General features: G+C 71.2%; 17 protein-coding genes, 1 pseudogene and 1 other annotated feature. Of the genes and pseudogenes, 13 read left to right on the top strand and 5 right to left on the bottom strand.

Annotated elements, in window-relative coordinates:
- Positions 1–1189: FecR domain-containing protein (locus AC4GY7_RS16410; RefSeq protein ID WP_491116042.1), on the bottom strand; the 1189-nt coding region annotated here is incomplete at its 3' end.
- 177 nt (positions 1190–1366) lie between these two features.
- Here AC4GY7_RS16410 and AC4GY7_RS16405 point away from each other — a divergent pair.
- The 4 genes from AC4GY7_RS16405 to AC4GY7_RS16390 all read left to right on the top strand — a co-directional run bounded on the left by AC4GY7_RS16405 (position 1367) and on the right by AC4GY7_RS16390 (position 5851).
- Positions 1367–3028, top strand: a complete 1662-nt coding sequence (locus AC4GY7_RS16405) for a ShlB/FhaC/HecB family hemolysin secretion/activation protein (RefSeq protein WP_491116040.1) — start codon at positions 1367–1369, stop codon at positions 3026–3028.
- Between the two features lie 173 nt (positions 3029–3201).
- The gene (locus AC4GY7_RS16400) at positions 3202–3387 is read left to right on the top strand and encodes a ComEA family DNA-binding protein (protein WP_491116039.1); all 186 of its coding nucleotides are present in this window, start codon (positions 3202–3204) and stop codon (positions 3385–3387) included.
- A gap of 19 nt (positions 3388–3406) precedes the next feature.
- Entirely contained in the window at positions 3407–4183 is a 777-nt protein-coding gene (locus tag AC4GY7_RS16395) for an exodeoxyribonuclease III (protein WP_491116037.1), read from the top strand.
- Positions 4184–4234: 51 nt separating this feature from the next.
- Positions 4235–4290: a sequence feature (sul1 is cis-regulatory element that is thought to sense ions involved in sulfur or methionine metabolism; They are found in Alphaproteobacteria), on the top strand.
- Between the two features lie 67 nt (positions 4291–4357).
- Complete coding sequence (locus tag AC4GY7_RS16390; RefSeq protein ID WP_491116035.1) at positions 4358–5851, top strand: SulP family inorganic anion transporter; 1494 nt, start codon at positions 4358–4360, stop codon at positions 5849–5851.
- A 12-nt stretch (positions 5852–5863) separates the two neighbouring features.
- Here the strand turns inward: AC4GY7_RS16390 and AC4GY7_RS16385 are convergent.
- Positions 5864–6805, bottom strand: a pseudogene (locus AC4GY7_RS16385) (DMT family transporter); the annotation flags it as partial.
- A 106-nt stretch (positions 6806–6911) separates the two neighbouring features.
- Here AC4GY7_RS16385 and AC4GY7_RS16380 point away from each other — a divergent pair.
- Positions 6912–7388, top strand: coding sequence for an Lrp/AsnC family transcriptional regulator (locus AC4GY7_RS16380; RefSeq protein WP_491116034.1), 477 nt, complete (start codon positions 6912–6914; stop codon positions 7386–7388).
- A 52-nt stretch (positions 7389–7440) separates the two neighbouring features.
- The gene (locus tag AC4GY7_RS16375) at positions 7441–7614 is read left to right on the top strand and encodes a hypothetical protein (protein WP_491116032.1); all 174 of its coding nucleotides are present in this window, start codon (positions 7441–7443) and stop codon (positions 7612–7614) included.
- Here AC4GY7_RS16375 and AC4GY7_RS16370 read toward each other — a convergent pair.
- Positions 7595–9991 (bottom strand): hypothetical protein, encoded by a 2397-nt coding sequence (locus tag AC4GY7_RS16370; RefSeq protein ID WP_491116030.1) that lies wholly within the window; start codon positions 9989–9991, stop codon positions 7595–7597. The two genes, AC4GY7_RS16375 and AC4GY7_RS16370, sit on opposite strands and share 20 nt — an antisense overlap.
- 203 nt (positions 9992–10194) lie before the next feature.
- Here AC4GY7_RS16370 and AC4GY7_RS16365 point away from each other — a divergent pair, with 203 nt between their 5' ends.
- The 6 genes from AC4GY7_RS16365 to AC4GY7_RS16340 all read left to right on the top strand — a co-directional run bounded on the left by AC4GY7_RS16365 (position 10195) and on the right by AC4GY7_RS16340 (position 17148).
- Complete coding sequence (locus AC4GY7_RS16365; RefSeq protein ID WP_491116028.1) at positions 10195–11511, top strand: chloride channel protein; 1317 nt, start codon at positions 10195–10197, stop codon at positions 11509–11511.
- Between the two features lie 149 nt (positions 11512–11660).
- Positions 11661–13211 (top strand): PAS domain-containing sensor histidine kinase, encoded by a 1551-nt coding sequence (locus tag AC4GY7_RS16360; RefSeq protein WP_491116026.1) that lies wholly within the window; start codon positions 11661–11663, stop codon positions 13209–13211.
- Between the two features lie 39 nt (positions 13212–13250).
- On the top strand, positions 13251–13715 hold the full coding sequence (locus AC4GY7_RS16355) for a DUF4126 family protein (RefSeq protein ID WP_443583120.1): 465 nt from the start codon (positions 13251–13253) through the stop codon (positions 13713–13715).
- Positions 13716–13771: 56 nt separating this feature from the next.
- Positions 13772–14134 carry a DUF4440 domain-containing protein gene (locus AC4GY7_RS16350; protein ID WP_491116024.1) on the top strand — a complete coding sequence of 121 codons (363 nt, stop codon included), beginning with the start codon at positions 13772–13774 and terminating at the stop codon, positions 14132–14134.
- 135 nt (positions 14135–14269) lie between these two features.
- Positions 14270–15919, top strand: coding sequence for a Na+/H+ antiporter (locus AC4GY7_RS16345; RefSeq protein WP_491116022.1), 1650 nt, complete (start codon positions 14270–14272; stop codon positions 15917–15919).
- A 59-nt stretch (positions 15920–15978) separates the two neighbouring features.
- Positions 15979–17148 carry an MFS transporter gene (locus AC4GY7_RS16340; RefSeq protein WP_491116020.1) on the top strand — a complete coding sequence of 390 codons (1170 nt, stop codon included), beginning with the start codon at positions 15979–15981 and terminating at the stop codon, positions 17146–17148.
- On the opposite strand, the gene AC4GY7_RS16335 is transcribed toward AC4GY7_RS16340, so the two are convergent.
- Both AC4GY7_RS16335 and AC4GY7_RS16330 read right to left on the bottom strand, forming a co-directional pair.
- Positions 17138–18103 (bottom strand): 2-hydroxyacid dehydrogenase, encoded by a 966-nt coding sequence (locus AC4GY7_RS16335; protein ID WP_491116018.1) that lies wholly within the window; start codon positions 18101–18103, stop codon positions 17138–17140. The two genes, AC4GY7_RS16340 and AC4GY7_RS16335, sit on opposite strands and share 11 nt — an antisense overlap.
- 60 nt (positions 18104–18163) lie before the next feature.
- Positions 18164–21349 (bottom strand): TRCF domain-containing protein, encoded by a 3186-nt coding sequence (locus AC4GY7_RS16330; protein ID WP_491116016.1) that lies wholly within the window; start codon positions 21347–21349, stop codon positions 18164–18166.
- A 374-nt stretch (positions 21350–21723) separates the two neighbouring features.
- On the opposite strand from AC4GY7_RS16330, the gene AC4GY7_RS16325 reads away from it, so the two are divergent.
- Positions 21724–22962 (top strand): metallophosphoesterase, encoded by a 1239-nt coding sequence (locus tag AC4GY7_RS16325; RefSeq protein ID WP_491116014.1) that lies wholly within the window; start codon positions 21724–21726, stop codon positions 22960–22962.
- Positions 22963–22970: the final 8 nt, after the last annotated feature.

The raw sequence follows: 22970 nt of genomic DNA, 5'->3' as shown, positions 1-22970 counted from the left end.
CCTGCTGCGCGGTGGCGGCATCGGCGAGCGCCTTGGCCTGCGCGGCCTCCTTGGCGACGCGATCCGCTTCCGCGCGCGCAGCCGCATCGGCCGCCGCCGCCGCGGCCTTGGCCGTCGCGTCGGCCGCCGCCGCAGCGGCGACGCGCGCCGCCGCTGCCTGATCTTGTTCGGCCTTGGCGCGCGCGGCGTCCTCCGCCGATCTGGCGGCTGTCGCGGCCGCGAGCTGTGCCGCGTGATCGGCCTCCGCCTTGGCCTGCACGGCGGCGGCCGCCTCGGCGCTCGCCTTTTCCGCTGCCGCTGTGCTGGCGCGGGTCGTGGCGACTTCGGTCGCCGCCTCGATCACCTTGACCGCCGAGGACGATGCCTCCGTCGCCACCCGCGTCGCCGCCGCCACCGAGGCGAGCGCCGCGTTCGTTTCGACGCCGATCGTGCCCTGGACCATACCACCCGTGGTCTGCTGCAACGACACCGGTGCGGCATAGACCGCCTGCGACAGCGCCGCGACCTCGACGACCGGTGCGGCAGTCACCGCTGCCGTCGCGGGCGCTGCCGCCGTGTCCGCGGTCACCACCGTGTCGGCCACCGGTTCAGGCGGCGCGATGGCCGGTGCGGCCGGCGACTGAATGACCCGGCGCACGCCGCCGGTCTCCACCTCCATGCGGAAGCGGTCGCGCGACGATACCAGCGCGACGGAGCCCGGCAGGATCAGGTCGTGCGCGCCGCCGTCGGGCGTCGCCACCTCGACCGCGCCTTCCAGCACCTGGAGCGCGGTGCCCGAATCGCCGATGTTGACGCTGAAGGTGGTGCCCTTCACCACTGCGGCGAGATAGGGCGTCTTCACCTCGAAATGCGGCGTCATCTTCTTCTTGATCATGAAGACGACGTTGCCGAATTCCTGGGCGATGCGGGTGAGGCCGCTCGCCTCCTCGCTGTCGCTGGGCAGGCGCAGCCGGGTGTCGGGCGCGATCATCATGAATTCCGTGCCGCGCACCAGCACCGCCCGGCCGCCCTTGGCCGTGGTGATCGTGTCGCCCGCCGCGATGGCGAGGCCCCGCGTCGCGGCCTTGCTGAGGCCGGCATGGGCGACGACGACCCCGCCGCTCGCCTCGCTGATCGTCCAGCCGCGCGAGGCGGCGAGCCCCGCAGTCGAACAGGACGTCGCCAGAACGGCGAGCACCAGCTTGCGCATTATCGTTTTCCCCTGTCGGGCGAGAACCGCCCAATCATGGGCTGATAGACAGGGAAGCGTTGCGAACCGCTTGATCGGAATGGTTACCCGAATGCCACCCGCCGCCATCGCAAATGCGACGGTAACCAAATGCCAACACTGCCGCGTCTAGGCCCCTTGGCGATGAGTGGGGATACGATGCGTAGATACCGGACGATTCAGGCAATGTCGCTGGCGGCCCTCGGCCTCGCCCAGGCGGGGGTGGCGGGGGCACAGGTGCGGCTCGATCGCGCCGATCCGACGATCACCGAGAAATCGCTGCCGGCGCCCGGCCCGGACGTGACGCAGCCGCCTGCCACCACCGAGGTGGCGACACCGGCCGGCATCGCCGACACCGCCCAGCGCACGCCGACGATCACCGCCATCACCGTCGCGGATGGCGGCCTGCTGCCGGCTGCCGCCTATGCGCAGGTGCTGGCGAACGCGACCGGTCGCGCGCTAGACCGTGCCGATCTCGCCAAGCTGGCGGGCGATGTCGCGGCAGTGGCGCAGGCCAGGGGTTTCCCCTTCGCCACGGCATCGGTCGAACCGCAGCCGATGCGTGACGGCATCCTGCGCGTCACGCTCGACTCCGGCCGGATCGACGCCGTGCGCGTGGTCGGCGCACGGAACGCCGCTGCGGATGCATTGCTGGTCGAGGTGCTCGTCACGCACGGACCCGTCCGCCAAGCGACGCTGGAGCGGGCGCTGTCGCTGCTCGCCGACATGCCCGGCGTGACGGTGAAGCAGACCCGCTATGTCCGCCAGCAGGGTTTCGGCATCCTGCTCGTCACCATCGATCAGGATCGCGCGAGCGCCTACCTTCAGATAGACAACCGCGGCAGCAAGGAGGTGGGGCCGATCCGCTCGACCTTGCTCGGCAATATCCGCAATGTCGCATCCGACGGCGACGAGCTGGGCATCATCGTCGCGCAGACGCCGATCCAGCCGAGTGAATTCGCCTTCCTCCGCCTGCGCTATGCCGCGCCGGTCGATGCCGCGGGATCGATCCTGGCGGTATCGGGATCGATCGGCCGGTCCCATCCGGGTGCGTCGCTCGCCGCGCTCGACGTGATCGGCAACAGCGGCGATCTGGCGGTCACCTATGCACGGCCGCTGCTGCGCCGTCGCAGCGAAGCCTTGTGGGCCACGGCGGAATGGCGGGCGGTCAGCATCGACCAGTCGCTCGCCGGCCAGCGGCTGCGCGCCGACCGGCTGTCCACCTTCACCGGATCGGTCAACGGCTTCACGCCGCTGGCCGGCGGCGTGTTCCGCGGTGAGGTGTCCGCCGTCGCCGGCCTGCCGCTGGCCGGCGTGTCGCATGAAGGCGACCGGTTCATCTCGCGGCCGGATGGCGATGCGCGCTTCGTCGCGGCGACCTATACCTTCGACTGGACGACGCATCTGTCGCGCCCGATCAGCATCGTGCTCGCCTCGGCCGGCCAGCTCGCTTCGCGGCCGCTGCTCGCGACGGCGGAGATCGGCATCGGCGGGCCGGTGTTCGCGCGCGCCTACGATTATGCCGAGCGGACCGGCGATCAGGGGATCATGGGTTCGGCGGAATTGCGCGCGGACACCGGTCGGTTGATCGCCGGGGTGATCGACCGGACACAATTCTACGGCTTCGTCGACGGTGGGGTCGTGCGCAACCTGCGGGACGGCTTCGGCGGCGGTTCGCTGGCGTCGAGCGGCGTCGGCCTGCGCGCCGGTACGGGCCGGATCGACGGGATGGTCGAGGTGGCGCTGCCGCTCAATTCCGATCGCTTCGACACCGGCGACCGCACCCCGCGCATCTCGCTGCGCCTGTCGCGGGTATTCTGATCGGACGGCGGTGTTTTCCGTCACCCGACCTTCAGGGCGCAAAGCGATCTCGCAACGTCCGATGCCGATCCTCCGCCGCGAAGCGATGAACCGATCGGGCGGACGGGGGTTGGATCGGTTCGCATGGACCGGCAACGTCGCCGCGGCATGTCATGCACCACGAGGACTGGCCAGTGACCGATATCAACACCGCGAACCAGGACGAACTCGATGCCATTGGCGGGCTGCGTGGCCATGGCTTCGAGATCGTGCGGTATCGCGAGGAGCGCGGACGCTTCACCAGCCTGCGCCAGCTCGACGAGGTGCCCGGCCTGTCCGGCAAGCTGGACGAGGCAACGCGCGGACAGCTGAGCGTCTGACGCACGGGCGGCGCGCGCGTTGCGGATCGCGACCTATAACGTCAACGGCATCAACGGCCGGCTGCCGGTGCTGCTCGACTGGCTGGCCGCATGCCGCCCCGATGTCGTCTGCCTGCAGGAGCTGAAGGCGGCGGAGGCGCGCTTTCCCCGCCTTGCGCTGGAGGAGGCGGGATATCACGCGATCTGGCACGGCCAGCCGAGCTGGAACGGCGTCGCCATCCTCAGCCGGCGCGATCTGCCGGTTGAGACGCGGCGCGGATTGCCCGACGATCCCGATCCCACCCAGAGCCGCTATATCGAGGCGGCGGTGGACGGCGTGCTGATCGGCTGCCTGCACCTGCCCAACGGCAATCCGCGTCCGGGCGCGAAGTTCGACTATAAGCTGCGCTGGTTCGATGCGCTGATCGCCCATGCGCAGACGCTGGTCGACACCGGCCTGCCGGTCGTGCTGGCGGGCGATTACAACGTCATGCCGACGCCCCGCGACGTCTACAAACCCGAACGCTGGCAGGACGATGCGCTGTTCGCGCCGGAGGTGCGCGCCGCCTTTGCCCGGCTGGTGTCGCAAGGGTGGACCGACGCGCTCCGCACGGTCCATCCCGATGCGACGCTTTTTACGTTCTGGGATTACCTGCGGAATGCCTATGCCCGCGGTGCCGGCCTGCGCATCGATCACCTGCTGCTCAGCCCGTCGCTGGCGCCGCGGCTGCGCGATGCGGGCGTGGACCGGGCGGTACGCGGCCGGGACAGGTCGAGCGACCATGCGCCCGTCTGGATCACGCTCGCGGACGAATGAGCCTGCGGGCTTGCGCGACCGCGGGCGCTGGGGATAAGGCGGCGCCATCCGCATGGACCCGGTGCAAATCCGGGTGGCTATCCCGGCCGCCGATCCGCCGGGCAACCTCCACATGATCCGAACAGGCGCCGCCTTCGCGCGTGCGGCCGGCATGTGTTGCGTTCACGACAGGCAATGACCCACTTACTCTCCCGTTTCCGAACCGAATGGTTCGCCGGCGCCGGCGAAGCGCGCCGCGACATCCTGGCCGGCATCGTCGTCGCACTGGCGCTGATCCCGGAGGCGATCGGCTTTTCGATCATCTCGGGCGTCGATCCGCGCGTCGGCCTCTATGCCTCGGTGGCGATCGCGATCGTCATCTCGCTGCTCGGCGGCAGGCCGGCGATGATCTCGGCGGCGACCGCGGCGGTCGCCGTGGTGGTGACGCCGCTGGTCCGCGACCACGGCGTGCCCTACCTCTTCGCGGCCACCATCCTGATGGGCGTGATCCAGATCGCGGCGGGGCTGCTCCGGCTCGACCTGCTGATGCAGTTCGTCTCGCGATCGGTCATCACCGGCTTCGTCAACGCGCTGGCGATCCTGATCTTCATGGCGCAGCTGCCGCAGCTCGTCGGGGTCAGCTGGCACACCTATGCGATGATCGCGGCGGGGCTGGCGATCATCTACCTGTTGCCGCGCGTCACGCGGGCGGTGCCGTCGCCGCTGGTCGCGATCGTCCTGCTGGCGATCGTCAGCATCGCCATGGGCCTGCCGGTGCGCACCGTCGGCGACATGGGGCGCCTGCCCGAAGGACTGCCCAGCCTGGCGCTGCCGGACGTGCCGCTGACGCTGGAGACGCTGCGCATCATCCTGCCCTTTTCGCTGACCATGGCCGCGGTCGGCCTGCTCGAATCGCTGCTCACCGCGCAGATCGTCGACGACATGACCGACACGGACAGCGACAAGCGCCGCGAATGCATGGGGCAGGGGGCGGCCAACATGGCGGCGGCGCTGGTCGGCGGCATGGGCGGCTGCGCGATGATCGGCCAGTCGGTCATCAACGTCACCTCCGGTGGCCGCAAGCGGTTGTCCACCTTCGTCGCGGGTGCCTTTCTGATGTTCCTGCTCGCGGTGCTCGGCCCGGTGGTCGGGCGTATTCCGATGCCCGCGCTGGTCGCGGTGATGGTGATGGTGTCGATCGGCACGTTCAGCTGGAATTCGATCGCCAACCTGCGCCGGCATCCGCCGACCTCGTCGGTCGTCATGCTCGCGACCGTCGCGGTCGTGGTCGCGACCCACGACCTCGCGCGCGGCGTGCTGGCGGGCGTGCTGCTGTCGGGCATCTTCTTCGCAGGCAAGGTGCGCCGCATGTTCGCCGTCGAGCGCGCGGACGCGGGCGGCACCGGAGAGGTGGCGTATCGCGTCTCCGGCGAGATCTTCTTCGCCTCCGTCGATCGCTTCACCCGCGCCTTCGCCGCCGAGGGCGGGCGCGCCGTAACCATCGACGTGTCGGCGGCGCATTTCTGGGACATCTCAGGCGTGGCGGCGCTCGACAAGATCGTCGCCCGGCTGCGGCGGGATGGATCGGAGGTGACCGTGATCGGCTACAACCGCGCCAGCGCCGACCTGATCGACCGGTTCGCGCTCCACGACAAGACCGGGGTCGAGCTGGGCGTCGTACCGCACTGACTGCCGCGCATGCCGGCGATGCGCGGCGATGCAGGACAAGACGCTCGCCACGACGAGGGCGAAGGCGGCGATCTCCAGCGGCAGCGGCCAGCGGCGTTCCCACAGGAAGCCGTAGAGCAGCGCGAACAGCGTTTCGAACAGGATCATCTGGCCGACCATGGTCAGCGGCAGCAGCCGGCTCATCCGGTTCCACAGCGCATTGCCGGCCAGTGAAGCGAGGAGGGCGACCCCGATCGACACCGCCGCCAGCATCGCCCAGCCATGCGCCTGGTGCCGGGCCGGCTCGATCGCCGTGCTCAACGGGATCAGCGCCACGGCCTGTGCCCCGGTGACGATCCCGGTGAGCAGGTTCCAGTCATGGGCGGACACCGCCGGCAGCCGCGCGAGGCAGCGGGCATTGCCGATGGCGTAGGCGGTCCACGACGCCAGCGCGCCGACCGCGCAGCTCAGGCCGACCAGCGGCAGCGCCGTGCCGGTCGATGCGGATCGCCCCAGTGCCTGCCAGCCGATGCAGGCGACGCCCGCGGTGCACAACAGGATCGACGGCGCCAGCCGCACGAGCGGCACCGCACCAGCATCGCGGCTGCCGATGATCGTGACCGCGACGGGGAGGAAGCCGATGACGAGCGAGGTCATCGCGATGCCGCCGGTCTGCACCGCGGTCGACAGCAGCACATAGTATAGCGTGTTGCCGGCGACCGACAGCCACGCCAGCGCCAGCCAGTCGCGCCGCGCCAGCTGCCGCGTCAGCACCCGCCAGCGCGGCGCGACCAGGATGGCGGAGATCAGCCCATAAGCGAGATAGCGCCCGACCGCGAGTTGCAGCGGCGTCGCCTCGCGCACCAGCGCCGGCGCCAGGAACACGAGGCCCCACAGCGCACCCGCCGCCATCCCGCAGGCGATGCCCGATGCGGTGCGATCCTGGCCCGTGCCCGGCGCCTGCGATGCGATCATGGATGGTGTCCCGCTGTCTGCGCCTTTCGCCTATCACGTCGCCGGCGAGCGATGTGCGCTTGCTCGGCCGCCCGAATGCAACAATTACTCGCGCATGGCCCGCAGCATGTCCTCCCGCCGTCCGACGCTTGATCCGTTCGACCGGGCGATCCTGCGCATCCTGCAGGTCGATACGAAGACGCCGCAGCGCACGATCGCCGCCGCCGTGAACCTGTCGACCGCGGCGGTGCAGCGGCGGATCGCCGCGCTGGAGGATGCCGGCATCATCCGGCACAATGTCGCGATCCTCGATCCGCGTGCGCTGGGCCTGACGATCACCGCGATGGTGGAGGTACAGCTGACCGACGAGCGCCCCCATACCGTGGCGGCCGCCAAGGCGGTGTTCCTCGCGACGCCCGAGGTGCAGCAATGCTATTACGTCACCGGCGGCATCAGTTTCGTGCTGGTGATCGTGACCACCGACATGGTCGTCTACGAGGCGCTGACCCGCCGCCTGTTCACGCAGAATGCGGCGGTGGCGAGCTTCCGCAGCCTGATCGCGCTCGATCGGGTGAAGGCGGGCGCGGAGGTCGTCGTACCCTGACCGCGCCGATCGATCGGTTTCGTTCCGATGGAGAGGGGGCTACACTGCCGGGATGATCGCCGCCGGTTGCCTGTCGCTTGTCGTCCTCCCGCTGATCGGCATGGCGGCGGGCGGGTGGCTGGTGGGATCGGCCGGCGCGGCCTGGGGCGCGGGCATCGGGTTTGCGCTCGCACTGGCGCTGTGCGGCCTGTCGGGGCTGGCGCTGGTCAAGGCGCGCCGGGGTTGACCATTCCGATCGCCTCCGGAGCGTCGCGCAGCCGCAGGTAGAGCTTGGTCTTGGCGGTGGCGGGGATCGTCAGGTCGAGCGCATTGCCGGTAAAGCCGTCGGGCACCGCTTGCACGGTGGCGAACCGGTCGTCGGTTGCAATGGCGCGGACGAGGAACAGGCGATCCGCATCCAGGATGCAGCGCGTCGCCGACGGACAGGTCAGGCCGTGCACCTCGGGCAGGCGGATCGCGGTGCCGAGCGGCGCCCAGCGCGAGGCGACGCCACCCTGGATGACCCGAAAGCGCAGGCGCCCGTGGATCAGCGGCCCCAGCCGATCGCGCGGCACCAGGCTGACGATGCCGGTGGTCGCATCCTGCACGTCATAGCCCTTGCCCGCGGTCAGCTGCACGCTCGCGCCGCCGTCCGCCGCGGCGACCTGGACGATCTCGCGTCCGGTCAGCGGGCTGCCGGCATCGAGGCGGAAGGCGAAACTGACCGGGGCGTCCTGCGCGAAGGCGTCGTCGGGCGATAGCGCGATGGCAAGCGCACCGGTGCGCTGCGGCGGCCGGGCGCTGCGCTGGAGCAGCACCGGATCGGGCCGCGCCGGCGCGACGGTGAGGGGAATCGTCTTGTGCCGGTCGCCGGTGAAGGTCACGGCCGCAGCCACGCGCGTGCCGGCGCCGAGCGCGCGCAGCGCCGCAGGATCGGCGGGCACCAGCACCAGCCGGTCGCTGCCGTCGGCGCGGCTGAGCGCGCCCGGTTGCAGCATGGCCTTGCCGATCGTCACGCTGCGCACCTGATCGAGCCGCGACCCGGTCAGCACCGCCTCGTCATCGCCCGCGGCGAGCGTCAGGTCGTCGAGCCGGCCGACCTCCTGCAACGCGGGCAGCGTCAGGGTGACGGGGGCGGCCTGAGCGCTGCCGGAAACGGTCAGCGTGACGGGGCCGGGCGTCGCCTTGTCGAGCGGTATGGCAAGGGTGATCGCATGCTGGCCGCTCTGCTTCCATGTCAGCGGCTGGGGTGCGCCGTCGCCGCGCCGCATGGTCACCGCGCCGATGCAGCCGGCGCCGTCGCCGGTCAGCTCCAGGCTGTTGTCGCGGCCGACGACCAGTGATGCGCCGGCGGGCGCCGCCCAGCGATTGACCCGCGGATCGGAGAGGGTGAGGCGCGGCCCCTCGAACGGCGTGAACCCCCAGTTGCCGTGCAGCCGCGCCTCGACCACCGGCGCGAAGCCCTGGTCGGGCAGGGCGCGGTCGAGCACGAAGCCGCCGCGGCGCGGATCGGCATGGACGGGCAGGTCGACCGGCGTGCCGTCCTGCCGCGTCACGCGTACCCGCATGTCGTGGGCGTAGCGGGTCGCATAGACCAGTGGCGCGCCCTCCACCGGCAGCACCGCATCGGCGCGCGCGCACAGCAAAGCGCTGCCATCGGTCGCGCGCAGCGGCGGCGGCTTGGGCGCCTCGATCGCGGGCAGGCCGATGACCATCACCGAGGCGGGCTTGCCGAAGGAGAGCGGCGTGTTGAGCAGCAGGGTGATGCGATCCCCGCCCATCCGCGCGAGCGCCGGCACGAATTGCAACTGGGTCGACTGGAACGCGCCGAACAGGCGGAAGATGTCGCGCACCACGCCGATGTACGAGCTGTAGGTGCCATAGCCGCCCTGCGGCGTCGCGCTGATCTGAAAGGCGAGGTCGGTCGGCGCCCCCGCCAGCGTATCGGCGAGCGCCGAACTGTGCGTATCGGCGAACAGCAATGTCTCGCGGTCGCCGGTCAGGCACGCGGCCTGCAAGTCGGCGGGCTGTTGCAGGCATTCCGCCTTCAGCTTGATCGACAGGCTGCGGGTGAGCATCTGCGAGGTGGCGTTGACGCTCTCGGGGTCCTTCGCCGCCGCCTGGAGCAGCAGGTCGAGGAACGTGTCGAGCCGGGCACGGTCGAGCGAGGCCTGGTTGAGGTCCTGTACCGCGCGCACGAAGGTGCCGGGCTGCTTGCGCACCGCGCTGACGATCGCATTGGCGCCGCCGCCCCGTTCGGGCAGCACGAACAGCGCGAGTTGCTGCGCGCCCTTGGGCACGACCAGCGACAGGTCGCCGTTCTTGGCCTTGCCGCTCAGCGTGTCGTGGAACCAGTCGCGCGGCGGCCGGTCGGTGGCCCCGCGCAGAAAGGCGGCGACCAGCCGGAACCGGTCCGTCTGCCCGGCCGGCAGATCGAGCTTGATCGCGATCCGGTCGCCCTCGGCGAGGTTCGGCACCCATTCCAGCGGCAGCGTACTGCCACCGCGCGTCACCGCGACGTCGAGCCGCGGGCCGGTGAGGTCGAACTGCGCCGGCGTCGCCCGCACGGCGCAGGCCGCCACCAGCAGGAGGGACAGGCCGAGATTGCGAAGGAAACGCGACATGAGGCTGGATTCGATCCGTCTCGCAAGAGCGCCATGGGACCCGTGCGTCCTTGCCGCCGACCTGTGTTCAGAATGAGGCCGGGTCGGGGGCGTGTGCGGCGCTAGTCGGTTTCGGCGCCGTCGGGATCGTCGTGCCCGCGATTTATGTCCGAAAGGGATCGCCGCGGCTGGCCTTTTCGCCGGGGGGCTGTAAGCGGGCGGGCATGGCTGGACTGCGGACGACCCGGGCGGGAGCGCGCAAATGGACCCCGTCGCGGTATCGCGCCTTGCTGCGCGCCCGCGGGCCGCGATCGGTGCAGTTCCGCACCCGCATCGCGATCCTGATGGGCGCCGTCGCCATCGGCCTCGCTGCCACGGTCTTCGCCGAGGCTGCCGATTCGGCTGGCGCGATGTTCAATCGCTACGTCGAGCGCCATCCCTATGCGCCGCTGGTGACGACGCCGCTGATCTTTGCCGTGCTGGTGTGGCTGACCCGCCGCTACATCCCGCTCGCGCGCGGATCGGGCATCCCGCAGGTGATCGCCGCGCAGCAGGATCCCGAGCGGGCGACCCGGTCGCTGGTGTCGATCCCGACGGTCGTGGGCAAGGCGCTGCTGACGCTCGCCGCGGTGCTGGGTGGCGCCTCCGTGGGGCGCGAGGGGCCGACGGTGCAGATCGCCGCGGCGGTGATGGGGCTCAGCCACCGGCTGCTGCGCGTGCCGCTGCGTGGCGCGGTGCTGATCGCGGGTGGCGCGGCCGGCGTCGCCGCGGCGTTCAACACCCCGCTCGCCGGCCTGCTGTTCGCGATCGAGGAGCTCGCCTCGGCCTATGAGCAGCGGGTGACGCTGCTGGTCATCGCGGCGATCGTCATCGCCGGCATGGTCGCGCAATCGGTGCAGGGCGATTACGTGTATTTCGGCCTGATCGGCGCGCATATGGCGCTCGGCCCGGCGCTGGTCGCGGTGCCGGTCGCAGGCGTCGTCGGCGGCATTGCGGGCGGCGCGTTCTCGCGCCTGATGCTGACGCTCGCCACCGGCACCCATCGCGTCACCCGCTGGTCGAAGCGGCAGCCGGTCGTCTTCGCGGCGCTGTGCGGGCTGGTGGTCGGCGCGCTCGGCTGCGCGACCGGCCTCACCTGGGGCACCGGCTACAGCGCGGCGCGGGCGATGATCGTCGGCGTCGATGCGCCGCTGTGGTTCGGTCCCGCCAAGTTCCTCGCCACGCTCGCCACCGCGGTTGCCGGCCTGCCCGGCGGCATCTTCGCGCCGTCGCTGGCGGTGGGGGCGGGGATCGGCAACCTGCTGCGCTCCGTCTTCCCCGGATCGCCGTCGTCGGCGATCGTGATCCTCGGCATGGTCGGCTATTTCGCCGGCGTCGTCCGTGCACCGCTGACCGCGGTCATCATCCTGTCGGAAACCACGGTCAGCCGCGGGCTGATGCTGCCGATGTTCGCCACCGCCTTCATCGCCGATGGCACCAGCGCCTTGATATGCCGGGAAAAACTCTACCACGGCCTGTCCAGGACCTTTGCGATGCGCTGATTGGCGGCATCGCCGTGCCTCGGCCGCCCGCGGCCGCCAAAAAGCGGTTGAAAGGTTAGCGCTACTGACCGAGAGGATGGGAATCGGTCGCGCGTCATGAGCGGCCGGCGATGGAGTCGGACGACGCAGCTGTGCTGAACGAAATCGATGTGGATCAACGCTTTGCGCTGTTGGTCAAGGCGGTCAAGGATTACGCCATCTACCTGCTCGACCCGGAGGGGCATGTCGCCAGCTGGAACGCGGGCGCCGAACGATTCAAGGGCTATACGGCCGACGAGATCATCGGTCAGCATTTCTCGCGCTTCTACACCGAAGAGGATCGCCAGGCCGGCGAACCGGCAAGGGCGCTGCACATCGCGGAGAGCGAGGGCAAATACGACATCGAAGGCTGGCGGATGCGCAAGGACGGCACGCGCTTCCGCGCCAGCGTGCTGATCGATCCGATCCGCGACGATGCCGGCCGGCTGATCGGCTTCGCCAAGGTGACGCGCGACCTCACCGAACGCTGGCTGGCGCAGCAGGAGGTGGAGCGCGCGCGCGAGGCGATGGCACAGGCACAGAAGATGGAGGCGGTGGGCCGTCTGACCGGCGGCGTCGCGCATGATTTCAACAACCTGCTGACGATCATCCGCTCGTCGGTCGACCTGCTGCGGCGACCCGGCCTCGATCCTGCGAAGCACGACCGCTACATCGATGCGATCGCCGACACCGCCGATCGCGCCGCGGCGCTGACCGCGCAACTGCTCGCCTTCGCCCGCCGCCAGCCGCTGAAGCCCGAGGTGTTCGACATCGCCGAACGCCTCGCCGCGATGCGCCCGATCATCGAGACCAGCACCGGCCCCGCGATCCGGCTGACCATCGAGGCGGTGGCGCCCGCCCTCGTCTACGCCGATTTCAACCAGTTCGAGACGGCGCTGCTCAACCTGGTGGTGAACGCCCGCGATGCGATGCCCGCGGGCGGCGGCCTGCGCGTCGCCTGCCGGCCGGCGGACGGCGTGCCGGCGGTGCGCGGCCATGGCGCCGCGAGCGGCTGCTTCGCCGCCGTCACCGTCGCCGACGAAGGCAGCGGCATCGACCCGCAGACGATGCGGCATATCTTCGAACCCTTCTTCACCACCAAGGGGCTGCACAAGGGGACGGGGCTGGGCCTCAGCCAGGTGCACGGCTTCGCCAAGCAATCGGGCGGCGAGATCGACGTCGACAGCGCGATCGGCCAGGGCACCACCTTCACCCTGTTCCTGCCGCTGGCCGACGGCGCGCTGGCGCAGCGTGCCGCGCGCCGCAAGCGGCCGGAGGCCGACCCCGGCACCCGCCGCATCCTGCTGGTCGAGGACAATGAGGCGGTCGGCGCCTTTGCCCGCGAACTGTTCGAGGAGATGGGGCAGATCGTCACCTGGGTGCAGAACGGCGAGGCGGCGGTCGCGCTGCTGGAGGTCGCGGCGGCGAAGTTTGACCTGATCTTCACCGATGTCATCATGCCGGGGATGAGCGGCCTCGATCTCGCTCGGCTGGCGGCGGAGCGCTGGCCACAGATCCGGGTTGTGCTGACCAGCGGCTACAGCGACGCGCTGGCCGAGGATGGCGACCATGGCTTCGACTTCGTGCGCAAACCGTATTCGGTGGAGGGGATTGTCGCCGTCCTGGGCAACACGCCCGATACCGCACATCCGGCGGCGACGAGGGATATCAATCCGATCTGACGAATTGTGTCCGGGGTAATCCCTATCGGAGGCACCGTCATGATTCGCTCCTTCCTCATCGGCCTCGTCGCGGGCCAGCGCGGCATCACGCCGCTCGCCGTGGTGGCGACGGCAACGCGGCGTAAGGAGCTGCCCGCCGCGCTCCCGCTGCAATCGCTGATGGAAAATCCGGTGGTCGCGGCAGGCGCAGCCGCGTTCGCCGCGGCGGAAATGGCGGGTGACAAGATGAAGACCGCCCCCGATCGCATCGTGCCGATCGGCCTTGCCGTGCGCAGCGTCACCGCCGCTTATGCCGGCGCGGCGGTCGCCCCGCGCGACCGGCGCGTGCTGGGCGCCGCGGTCGCGGTCGGGACGGCGCTGGCCTCCTCCTATCTCGGCTGGCGGCTGCGCTGCGCGGCGATGCGCCGCTTCGGGCAGACGGCGACGGGCTTCGTCGAGGATGCGATCGTGTTCGGCAGCGGCCTTGCGATCACCTCGCCGAAACTGGTCGGGATCAAGGGGTAAGGGAACATTCGGGCCCGCGGGCGGCTTCATCCCATCCAACACCGGGAGTGACGACGATGGACGACAGCCGCCTGTGGAGCTTCGAGGAAAGCCTGTGGACCGAGGGTCCCGACAATTACCGTGAAAAGGTGGATGGCGAGGTTGTCATGGTCCTGCCGCAGCCGCCGTTCGTCTATCGCGGCGACGCGGCGATCGAAGCGGTGGCGGCGACCCCGGTGTGGGACGGCGCGGACCTCGACGAACGCCAGGTGTCGCGCCCGCAGGAAGGGCTGATCGTGATCGGCTATCGCGTCCGCGCCCATCGCGGCGATGAGACGTATGAGGCGCATTGCACCTCGGTCATCCGCCGCCTGGAGCATGAGGTGTGGCGCGTGGTGCAGCATCAGCAGACGCCGGTTCTCGCCACGACGGCCGGCTGAACCCCAGCTCCCGAGCGGCGCCGCTGTGGTGTCGTTCGGGACGCGCGACCGGGAGGCGATCGCACCCTTGATGCAGGAGAGCGCGCGCGGCGGGCCGATCCGTGCTAGGCGGACGGTTCCCCGGGAGATGACCATTTGGATATCGTTGCGCTCTGCCTGTTCCTGTTGCTTGCCGTGGTCGTCAGCGGCATCGTCGCCCGCATCCTGCCCTCGGCATTACCGCGCCCGCTCGTCCAGATCGCGCTGGGCGCGCTGATCGGCAGCTTCGCCGGCATCCGCGTCGAGCTCGATCCGGAGCTGTTCTTCCTGCTGCTGGTGCCGCCGCTGCTGTTCCTCGACGGCTGGCGCATCCCCAAGGACGAGCTGTTCCGCGACGCGCGCATCGTGCTCGGGCTGGCGCTCGGCCTCGTGTTCCTCACCGTGCTGGGGCTCGGCCTGTTCGTCCACTGGCTGGTGCCGGCGATGCCGCTGGCGGTCGCCTTTGCCCTGGCGGCGGTGGTGTCGCCGACCGATCCGATCGCGGTGGGTGCGATCGCGCAGAAGGTCGCGATCCCCAAGCGGATGATGCACATCCTGGAAGGTGAATCGCTGCTCAACGACGCGTCGGGGCTCGTCTGCCTGCGCTTCGCCATCGCCGCCGCGCTCAGCGGCGCCTTCTCGCTGCCGCATGCGATCGGCACCTTCGCCTGGACCGCGCTGGGCGGCGTTGCGATCGGGGCGGCGCTGACCTGGGCGGCGGTGCAGGGCAAGGCGCTGCTCGCGCGGCGCTTCGGCGACGATACCGGCTCGAACATCCTGGTCAGCCTGCTGATCCCGTTCGGCGCCTATCTCGCCGCCGAGCATGTCCACGCCTCCGGCGTCCTCGCCGCGGCGGCGGCGGGCATCACGATGACCTTTGCCGGCAGCGGCGTCGACACCGGCGCCTCGACCCGCATCCGCCGGCGGGCGGTGTGGGACATGCTGCAATTCACCCTCAACGGCGTCATCTTCGTGCTGCTCGGCGAACAATTGCCCGAGCTGTTCCGGGGGGCACGCGCGGCGCTCGCCGGCACCGGCCACGACAGCGCCTGGTGGCTGCTCGCCTATGTCGCGGCGATAGTCGCGGTGCTGGCGGTGCTGCGCTACGGCTGGGTCTGGCTGTCGCTTCAGTTCACCCTGTTCCGCGCGCGCCGCCGCGGGCACGAGGGCGCCGGCAGCCCGCCGCGCCGCGTGATCGCCGCCATGTCGGTGGCGGGGGCGCGCGGCGCGATCACGCTGGCGGGCGCGCTGACCCTGCCGCTGGCGATGCCGGATGGCGCGCCGTTCCCCGCGCGCGACCTGCTGATCCTGCTGGCATCGGGCGTGATCCTCGCCTCGCTGGTCATCGCCGCGGTCGGCTTGCCGATCCTGCTGCGCGACCTCAGCCTACCCCTCGAGGAAGGGGCGACGACGGCGCGCGACCAGGCCCGCACGATCACTGCCAAGGCCGCGATCACCGCGATCGAGCGTGCGCAGCATGCGTTGTGCGAAGCCGACGATGCCGATCGCTACACCGATGTCGCCGCGCGGCTGATGGCGCAATATCGCGAGCGGATCGAGGATGTGACGGGAGATCAGGCGCAGCGTGACGAACAGGCCCGCGACCGCGCCATCGAACGCGCGCTGCGCCTTGCCGGCATCCGTGCGGAACGCCAGGCGCTGTTCGATCTGGCGCAACGACGCGAGATCAGCGTCACGCTGGCCGAACAGCTGGGTCGCGAACTCGACCTCGCCGATGCGCGGCTGACGCGGCTCGGCATGCGATAGCGGCGCCGGCGGCGATCTTAGCGGTCGCAGGATCGGGCGGCAGCGGCTAGCCGTCCGCCATGGCCCGCCCCTGGATATCGATCGTCACGCTCTGGCTGCTCGGCGTGCTCGCCGCCGCGCAGCTTGCCAAATTCGCCACGCTGGCGCCGCTGCTGCGCGTGCGCTTCGACCTGTCGCTCGCCGAGACGGGGCTACTCATCTCGCTGATGGAGGTCGGCGGCGGGCTGCTCGGCTTCGGCGCCGGGCTGGCGCTCGGCCGGGTCGGCTGCCGGCGCGCGCTGCTCGCCGGCGTGGCGCTGCTGGCGGCGACCGGGCTGGCCGAGGCGCTGGCGCGCGATGCGACGCTGCTGTTCGTCGGCCGGGCGCTGGAAGGGATCGCCTATCTGCTGGTGGTGATCGCCGCGCCCACGGCGATCGCCGCGCTGGCCGACGCGCGCAGCCGGCCGCGCGCGCTCGCCTTGTGGAGCAGCTTCGTGCCCGTCGGCATGGCGGTCGGCGGCGCGATCACCAGCGTGGCGGTCGGGCCGCTCGGCGCCAGCGGCACGATGGCGCTATGGGCCGCGCTGCTCGCCGCTGCGCTGCTGCCGGCGTGGCGGGTGCCGATCGCCTGCGACGAGGAGCCGCGCGTCGTGCTGCCGCGTCCCGCCGCCTGGGTCGCGACCGTCGCCTTCGGGCTCTACACGCTGTCGCTATGCGCGCTCACCATGCTGCTGCCGACGTTCCTGATCGAGCGGCGCGGGGCGGGAGTGAGCGAGGCGGGGCTGATCGCGGCCGTCGCCTCGTTCGCGGCGCTGCCTGCCTTCGTGGTGGCGCTGCGGCTGCTGCGCCACGGTGCCTTGTCGTCGCGGCGGACGGTGGCCATCGCCGCGGGCGCGCTGGTCGCGGCGGCGGTGCTCGCGCCGCTGCTGTTCGGTCCTGCGCCGGGGCTCGTCGGCGCCGGCGGCTGTGCGGTGCTGGTGGTGGGGATCGGCAGCATCGTCTCGCCCCTCCTGTTCGCGCGCCTGCCGTTGCTGGCCGGGGCCGACCGGCCGCACGATCCGCGCATCGCCAGCGCCAACGGCCTGCTGACGCAATTCGGTGCCGGCGGCGCCCTGCTCGGCCCGCCGCTCGGCGGTCTGCTGGTCGAAGCGGCGGGGTGGCAGGCGCTGGGCCTGGGCATCGCGGTGCTGACGCTGGCGATGCTCGCCGCCGTCATCCTCGCCGAGCGGCTGGCAACGGTCAGCCGATAAGCGCCAGCGTCTCGGCGACCGCGGTTAACGGGCGCCCGGTGTCGAACCATGCCGCCAGATTGTCGACCACCAGCCGCCCCATCGCCGCGCGCGTGTGATGCGAGGCGGAGCCGACATGCGGCAGCAGCACGACGTTATCCATCGCGCGCAGGGCGTCCGGCACGTGCGGCTCGTCGGCGAACACGTCGAGCCCCGCCGCCAGGATGGTGCCGTCGGCCAGGGCGGCAACCAGCGCGTCCTGATCGACCACGCTGCCGCGCGCGACGTTGATGAACACGCCGTCCGGCCCTAGCGCCGCCAGCACCGCTGCATCGACCAGGTGCCGCGTCGCCGCGCCGCCGGGCACCACCGCGATCAGCACGTCGCAGGCCGCGGCAAGCGCGACGGCGGACGGGTGATAGGCGTGCGCGACGCCGGCCTGTCGCGACCGGCCATGATAGGCGATGGGCACGTCGAACCCCGCCAGCCGGCGCGCCACGGCCTTGCCGATCGCGCCGAGGCCGATGATGCCGACGCGGCGCCCGCGCAGGGTCGGCGACAGCGGGAAGGGGCCGCCCGGCCACGAGCCATCGCGCACGTAGCGATCCGCCTGCGGAAGGCGGCGCAGCGTCGCCAGCAGCAAGCCGAGGGTGAGGTCGGCGACCTCCTCGTCGAGCACGCCCGGCGTGTTGGTGACGACGATCCCGCGCGCCGCGGCGGCGGCCGCATCGATCCTGTCGTAGCCGACGCCGAAACTCGCGACGATCTCCAGCGCGGGCAGGGCGTCGAACCAGCCGGCATCCAGCCGCCCGGCCAGCGTGCTCGCCGCCAGCCCGCGGATGCGCGGGGCGACCGCGGCGAAATACGCCTCGCGATCCTCCTGCTCCCACAGGCGGTGCAGCACGAAGCGCGCATCAAGCGCCGCGATGACGTCCGCCGGCATGGCGGCGGGCATCAGGATGTCGGGGCCGGTCATGCCACGGCGATAGGGCGCCGCTTCCGCCCGCTCAACCGCCGATACGACAGCGCGGGGCGCTCAGCCGAGCAGCGTCACCAGCCGGTCGAGCCGCTCGTCCGCCGCCTCATGCCGTTCCTTGAGCAGGAAGCGCCCGCCCTTCTCCTCCAGCCCGTCGATCTCGCCCAGGTCGGCGCCGTCGCGACGCGGGGTCAGGGCGATCGCGGCGGGGCCGGCATCGATGCGGGCTATGCCGAGGTCGCGCATCCGCTCGCGCAGCCGGGCGACGCCGATCAGCTGTCGCGCCGCCTCTGGCAATTCGCCGAAGCGATCCTCCAGCTCCGCCTCGAAATCGTCCAGCGCCGCGGCATCGCGCAGCCGGCCGAGCCGGGCATAGAGCGCGATGCGCAGGTCTTCGTCCGGGATCCAGTCTTCGGGCAGGCGCCCTTCGATGCCGATGCGCAGGTCGGGCGTCCACCGCTCCACCGTCTCGCCGCGCGCGGTGCGCAGCGCGTCCTCGAGCAGCTGCTGGTACAGCTCGACGCCGATCAGCCGCATGTGCCCGGCCTGCGTGTCGCCCAGCAGGTCGCCGGCGCCGCGCATGTCGAGGTCGCGCGCGCTGATCGCAAAGCCCGCGCCCAGCCGATCGAACGCCTCCAGCGTGCGCAGCCGCTTGAGCGTACGCGGGGCGATCCCCTCGTCGGCTTCGGTGAACAGCAGCACCTGCCCGCGTCGGTGACCGCGGCCGACGCGCCCGCGCAGCTGGTGGAGCTGCGACAGGCCGAAGCGATCGGCATGGACGATCGCCATCGTGTTGGCGCGCGGCACGTCCAGCCCGGCCTCGATGATGTTGGTCGCGAGCAGCACGTCGCCATCGCCGCGGCCGAAGCGGACCATCGCCTCGTCGATCTCAGCCGCCGGCATCTTGCCGTGCGCCTGCAGCAGATCGAGTTCGGGAACCAGCTTGGCGAGGCGTTCGGCGAGCGGCGCCATGTCGCCGATCCGCGGCACCACGACGAAGCTCTGGCCGCCGCGCGCGCGCTCGCGCAGCAGCGCGGCACGCAGCGTCTCGGGTGAGAAGGTCGACACCGCGGTGCGGATCGGCTGGCGCCGCGCCGGCGGGGTGGCGATCACCGACAATTGGCGCAGGCCGACCAGCGCCGATTGCAGCGTGCGCGGGATCGGCGTCGCCGACAGCGTCAGCAGATGGCCGGCGGACAGGTCCTGCAACCGCTTCTTGTCGGCGGCGCCGAACCGCTGTTCCTCGTCGACGATGACGAGCGCGAGGTCCTTGTAGGCGATGCCCTTGCCCGCCACGGCGCCGGTGCCGATCACCACCTGCACGCTGCCGTCGGCAAGGCCCTGCTTCACCTGCCGCTTCTCGGCGGCGGTCGACAGACGCGAGAGGCCGGCGACGGTCACGCCCGTGCCCTCGAAGCGGGCGGCGAAGCTTTCGAGATGCTGGCGCGCGAGCACCGTGGTCGGCGCGGCGAGCGCCACCTGGCGGCCAGCGAGCGCAGCGACGGCGGCGGCGCGCAGTGCAACTTCCGTCTTGCCGAACCCGACATCGCCGATCACCAGCCGGTCCATCGGCCGCCCGGAGGCGAGGTCGCCGCGCACCGCCTCGATCGCGGTCAACTGATCGGGCGTTTCCGAATAGGGGAAGCCGGCGGCGAAGCGCTCGTAATCGGCCACCGGCGGGTCGAGCACCGGCGCCGTCCGCTCGGCGCGTTCGGCGGCGAGTTCGGTCAGGCGCCGCGCCGTCTCGGCGATGGCGATATCGATGCCGGCGCGCCGGTCGCGCCAGCTCTTGCCGTCCAGCGTGTCGCGGGTGACGGCATCGTCCTCCGCGCCGTAGCGCCACAGCCGATCGGCGTCGGCGACCGGCACCAGGCGCACGGTGTCCTTGGCATGGAGCAGCTTGATCGCGTCGCCCGACACGCCCTCGGCGCTGTCGAGCGGTTCGATACCGGCGACGGTGGCGATGCCATGATCCTCGTGGATCACCGTGTCGCCGACGCGGATCTCCGCCGTCTGGACCAGCGACAGGTCGACGCGCCGCGCGCCGCCATCCTCGCGATCGGCGCGGCTGCCGAGCAGGTCGGCGGCGGTAATCGCCAGCAAGCCCTCGCGCCGAAAGCCGCGCTCGGCCGGTGCGGCGAGCGTCAGGACGGTGCCGGCGGGGGCGGCTGCCACCGCCGCCCAGTCCGCGGCTGGCACGAGCGGTTTCGCCAGAGCCTTCTCCACCCGCCGGGCGAGGAAACGCAGGTCGCGCGCGCTGCCGATGACGACCAGCCGTTCGCCCGCGTCCAGCGCCGCCAGCCCCGCCTTGGCAAAGGCGCGCATCGGCGCGCGGGCCTCGACGAAGCGGGCTGGCGGTTCGCCGGCGCGTGCGATCGCGTGCGTGGTGCGTTCGGCAAGCGCCCGTTGCCAGTCGGCATCGGCGATCATGTCGCGCGCCGCGCGGCGCGATCCGCGCCTGGCGGCATCGGCACTGAGCAGCAGCAGCCGGCGGCGGCGCTCGTCCGCGGCAGGCTCGATCACCACCGTCGCCTGCGCAAGATGGTCGAGCAGGGTCGTCGCCCCGCTGTCGAGCGCCGGCTCGGCAACGCGACCCAGTTCGCGCCGGGCGACCTCGCCGATGCTGCGCTGGTCGGCGGGATCGTAGGAGCGGATGCCGCTCACCACCCCGTCCGCCACTTCGATGCGCAGCGGCTGTTCGGCATCGGCGGGGAACACGTCCAGCACCTGCCCGCGCAATGCCACTTCGCCCGGTTCGTCGACGCGTTCGTCGGCGAGGTAGCCGAGGTCGAGCAGCATGGCGTACAGCGCGGCCAAGTCCTGTGGCTCGCCGGTCGCGACGCAGGGCGGCGCGACGTCGAACGTTTCCGGGCTCGGCAACGCCCGTGCCAGCGCTTCGCCGGAGGTGACGATCGCGATCCGCCTGCGCGTCTTCGCTGCCTGCGCGGCGCGCGCCGCGTGCAGCGCCGACACGCGCTGGCCGACGTTGGCGGGGGAGGCGGGCGCGCTGTCACCGGGCAACGCGTCCGATCCGGGGCAGAACAGCACGGTGGCATCGGGGCAGAGCGCCGCGAGCATGCGGCTGACGGCCAGCGCGCGCACCTCGTCGGTCACCGCCAGCAGCAGGTCGCTGCTGCCGAGCGCTTCGGCCGCCGCCGCGGCGGTTTCGGCGATACCCGGTTGAGGGACGGGCTGATGATCGATGGGGGGCAGGGTGGCGATCTCGGCTTCCGATAAAGTGCGCACGCGCGTCGCGTTCCTCGACAAGGGGGAACAGCGAACGGCTGGGCCTCGCGCCCGTTCCCGAACGATCCAGCCGGATCGACATTCAATCCTCCCCCGCCGGTGGAGGCCTATCGCATATGGCTGGGATGGCTGCCGGCTTCGAGTGAAGGCGCATGCCATCCCAATATCCTTCGTCACCCCGGACTCGTTCCGGGGTCCACCGTGCCGCAAAACCATTAGCGTGTTGGTGTGCGGCACGGTGGATGCCGGACCAAGCCCGGCATGACGGAGGGGTGCAGACATCGCCGGGGATCAGACAGCCCTATGCGATACCTCCCCGCCGGAGGGAGGATGAAAGGGATACCTCATCTTCAATGTCGATCAGGCCTGGAGCGATGCTCGAAGGCCACGCTACGAAAGGGATTTTCAGCCGTTCGGATGGCGCCGGGGCTTATCGGACCCTATGCGCGTTTTTCGCCGGTCAGGCGCCCGCCCCGTCCCGGAGACGAACGATCTTTCACCTCATCTTCACGATCCCCAGCCTGTACGTCATCGCCCGCACGCTGCTGCCGCTCGGCCTTCCGCTATGGGTGAAGGGCGGGGTCGCACTGCTGCTGCTCGCCGCCTCGCAATATCATCTGTGGAGCCGGCTTTCGTCGGGGTCGGTATTCGCGCCCGAATTTCCGCGCGCGATCGTGATCCTGTTCAACTGGGCGTTCGGCGCGATCGTGCTGCTGGCGGTGCTCCAGATCCTGCTCGATGTGGGGCTGGGGATCGCCTGGATCGTGCGGCGCGGCGGCGGCGTCGCTCTGCCGGACGGGCTCCGCTATGCTGCGGCGGGACTGGCGGCGCTGCTCGCCGCGATCGGGGTCGGCAATGCGCTGCGCGTGCCGCCGATCCGCGACGTGACGGTGACCATCCCCGGCCTGCCGCGTCAGTTCGATGGCTATCGCCTGTTGCAGCTCACCGACCTGCACATCAGCCGCCTGTTCCCGGCGGCCTGGGCGTCGGCGGTGGTGACGCGCGCCAATGCGGCGGGCGCCGACCTGATCGTCGTGACCGGCGACTTCATCGACGGGTCGGTGGCGATGCGCCGGGACGACGTGGCGCCGTTGCAGGCCTTGCGCGCGCCCGACGGCGTCTATGCGGTCCCCGGCAACCACGAATATTTCTTCGATTACGACGACTGGATGCGCCACATCGCCGCGCTGGGCATCCGCATCCTGCCCAACACGCACACGGTCCTGACGCGTGGTGACGAACGGGTGGTGCTGGCCGGCGTCACCGACCTGTCCGCCCCTGCCACCGGCCATGCCGGCCCGAACCTCGACGCGGCACTCGCGGGTGCTCCCGCCGGGGCACCCGTGCTGCTGCTCGACCACCAGCCGCAGCGCGCGCGCGGCGCGGCGGCGCGCGGGGTGGCGCTGCAATTGTCGGGGCATACGCATGGCGGGATGATCGTCGGCCTCGACCGGCTGGTGGCACCGGCCAATGCGGGCTTCGTCTCCGGCCGCTATGCGGTGGACGGCATGACCCTCTATGTCAGCAACGGCACGGGGCTGTGGCCGGGATTCGCCCTGCGCCTCGGCCGTCCATCCGAACTGACCCGGATCACGCTGCGCGTACCGCGATGAGGGGGGCG

This window comes from Sphingomonas sp. SP5 (genome assembly GCF_058313455.1).
The sequence above is the reverse complement of the archived record's forward strand: the minus strand, read 5'-3'. Positions and strand labels throughout refer to the sequence as shown.

Excerpts from the sequence above, each read along its gene's own strand:
- AC4GY7_RS16390 (WP_491116035.1), top strand. The coding sequence starts at position 4,358 with ATGACCCACTTACTCTCCCGTTTCCGAACCGAATGGTTCGCCGGCGCC.
- AC4GY7_RS16355 (WP_443583120.1), top strand. The coding sequence starts at position 13,251 with ATGATTCGCTCCTTCCTCATCGGCCTCGTCGCGGGCCAGCGCGGCATC.
- AC4GY7_RS16370 (WP_491116030.1), bottom strand. The coding sequence starts at position 9,991 with ATGTCGCGTTTCCTTCGCAATCTCGGCCTGTCCCTCCTGCTGGTGGCG.
- AC4GY7_RS16375 (WP_491116032.1), top strand. The coding sequence starts at position 7,441 with ATGATCGCCGCCGGTTGCCTGTCGCTTGTCGTCCTCCCGCTGATCGGC.
- AC4GY7_RS16350 (WP_491116024.1), top strand. The coding sequence starts at position 13,772 with ATGGACGACAGCCGCCTGTGGAGCTTCGAGGAAAGCCTGTGGACCGAG.
- AC4GY7_RS16380 (WP_491116034.1), top strand. The coding sequence starts at position 6,912 with ATGTCCTCCCGCCGTCCGACGCTTGATCCGTTCGACCGGGCGATCCTG.
- AC4GY7_RS16405 (WP_491116040.1), top strand. The coding sequence starts at position 1,367 with ATGCGTAGATACCGGACGATTCAGGCAATGTCGCTGGCGGCCCTCGGC.
- AC4GY7_RS16365 (WP_491116028.1), top strand. The coding sequence starts at position 10,195 with ATGGCTGGACTGCGGACGACCCGGGCGGGAGCGCGCAAATGGACCCCG.
- AC4GY7_RS16325 (WP_491116014.1), top strand. The coding sequence starts at position 21,724 with ATGCTCGAAGGCCACGCTACGAAAGGGATTTTCAGCCGTTCGGATGGC.
- AC4GY7_RS16340 (WP_491116020.1), top strand. The coding sequence starts at position 15,979 with ATGGCCCGCCCCTGGATATCGATCGTCACGCTCTGGCTGCTCGGCGTG.
- AC4GY7_RS16335 (WP_491116018.1), bottom strand. The coding sequence starts at position 18,103 with ATGACCGGCCCCGACATCCTGATGCCCGCCGCCATGCCGGCGGACGTC.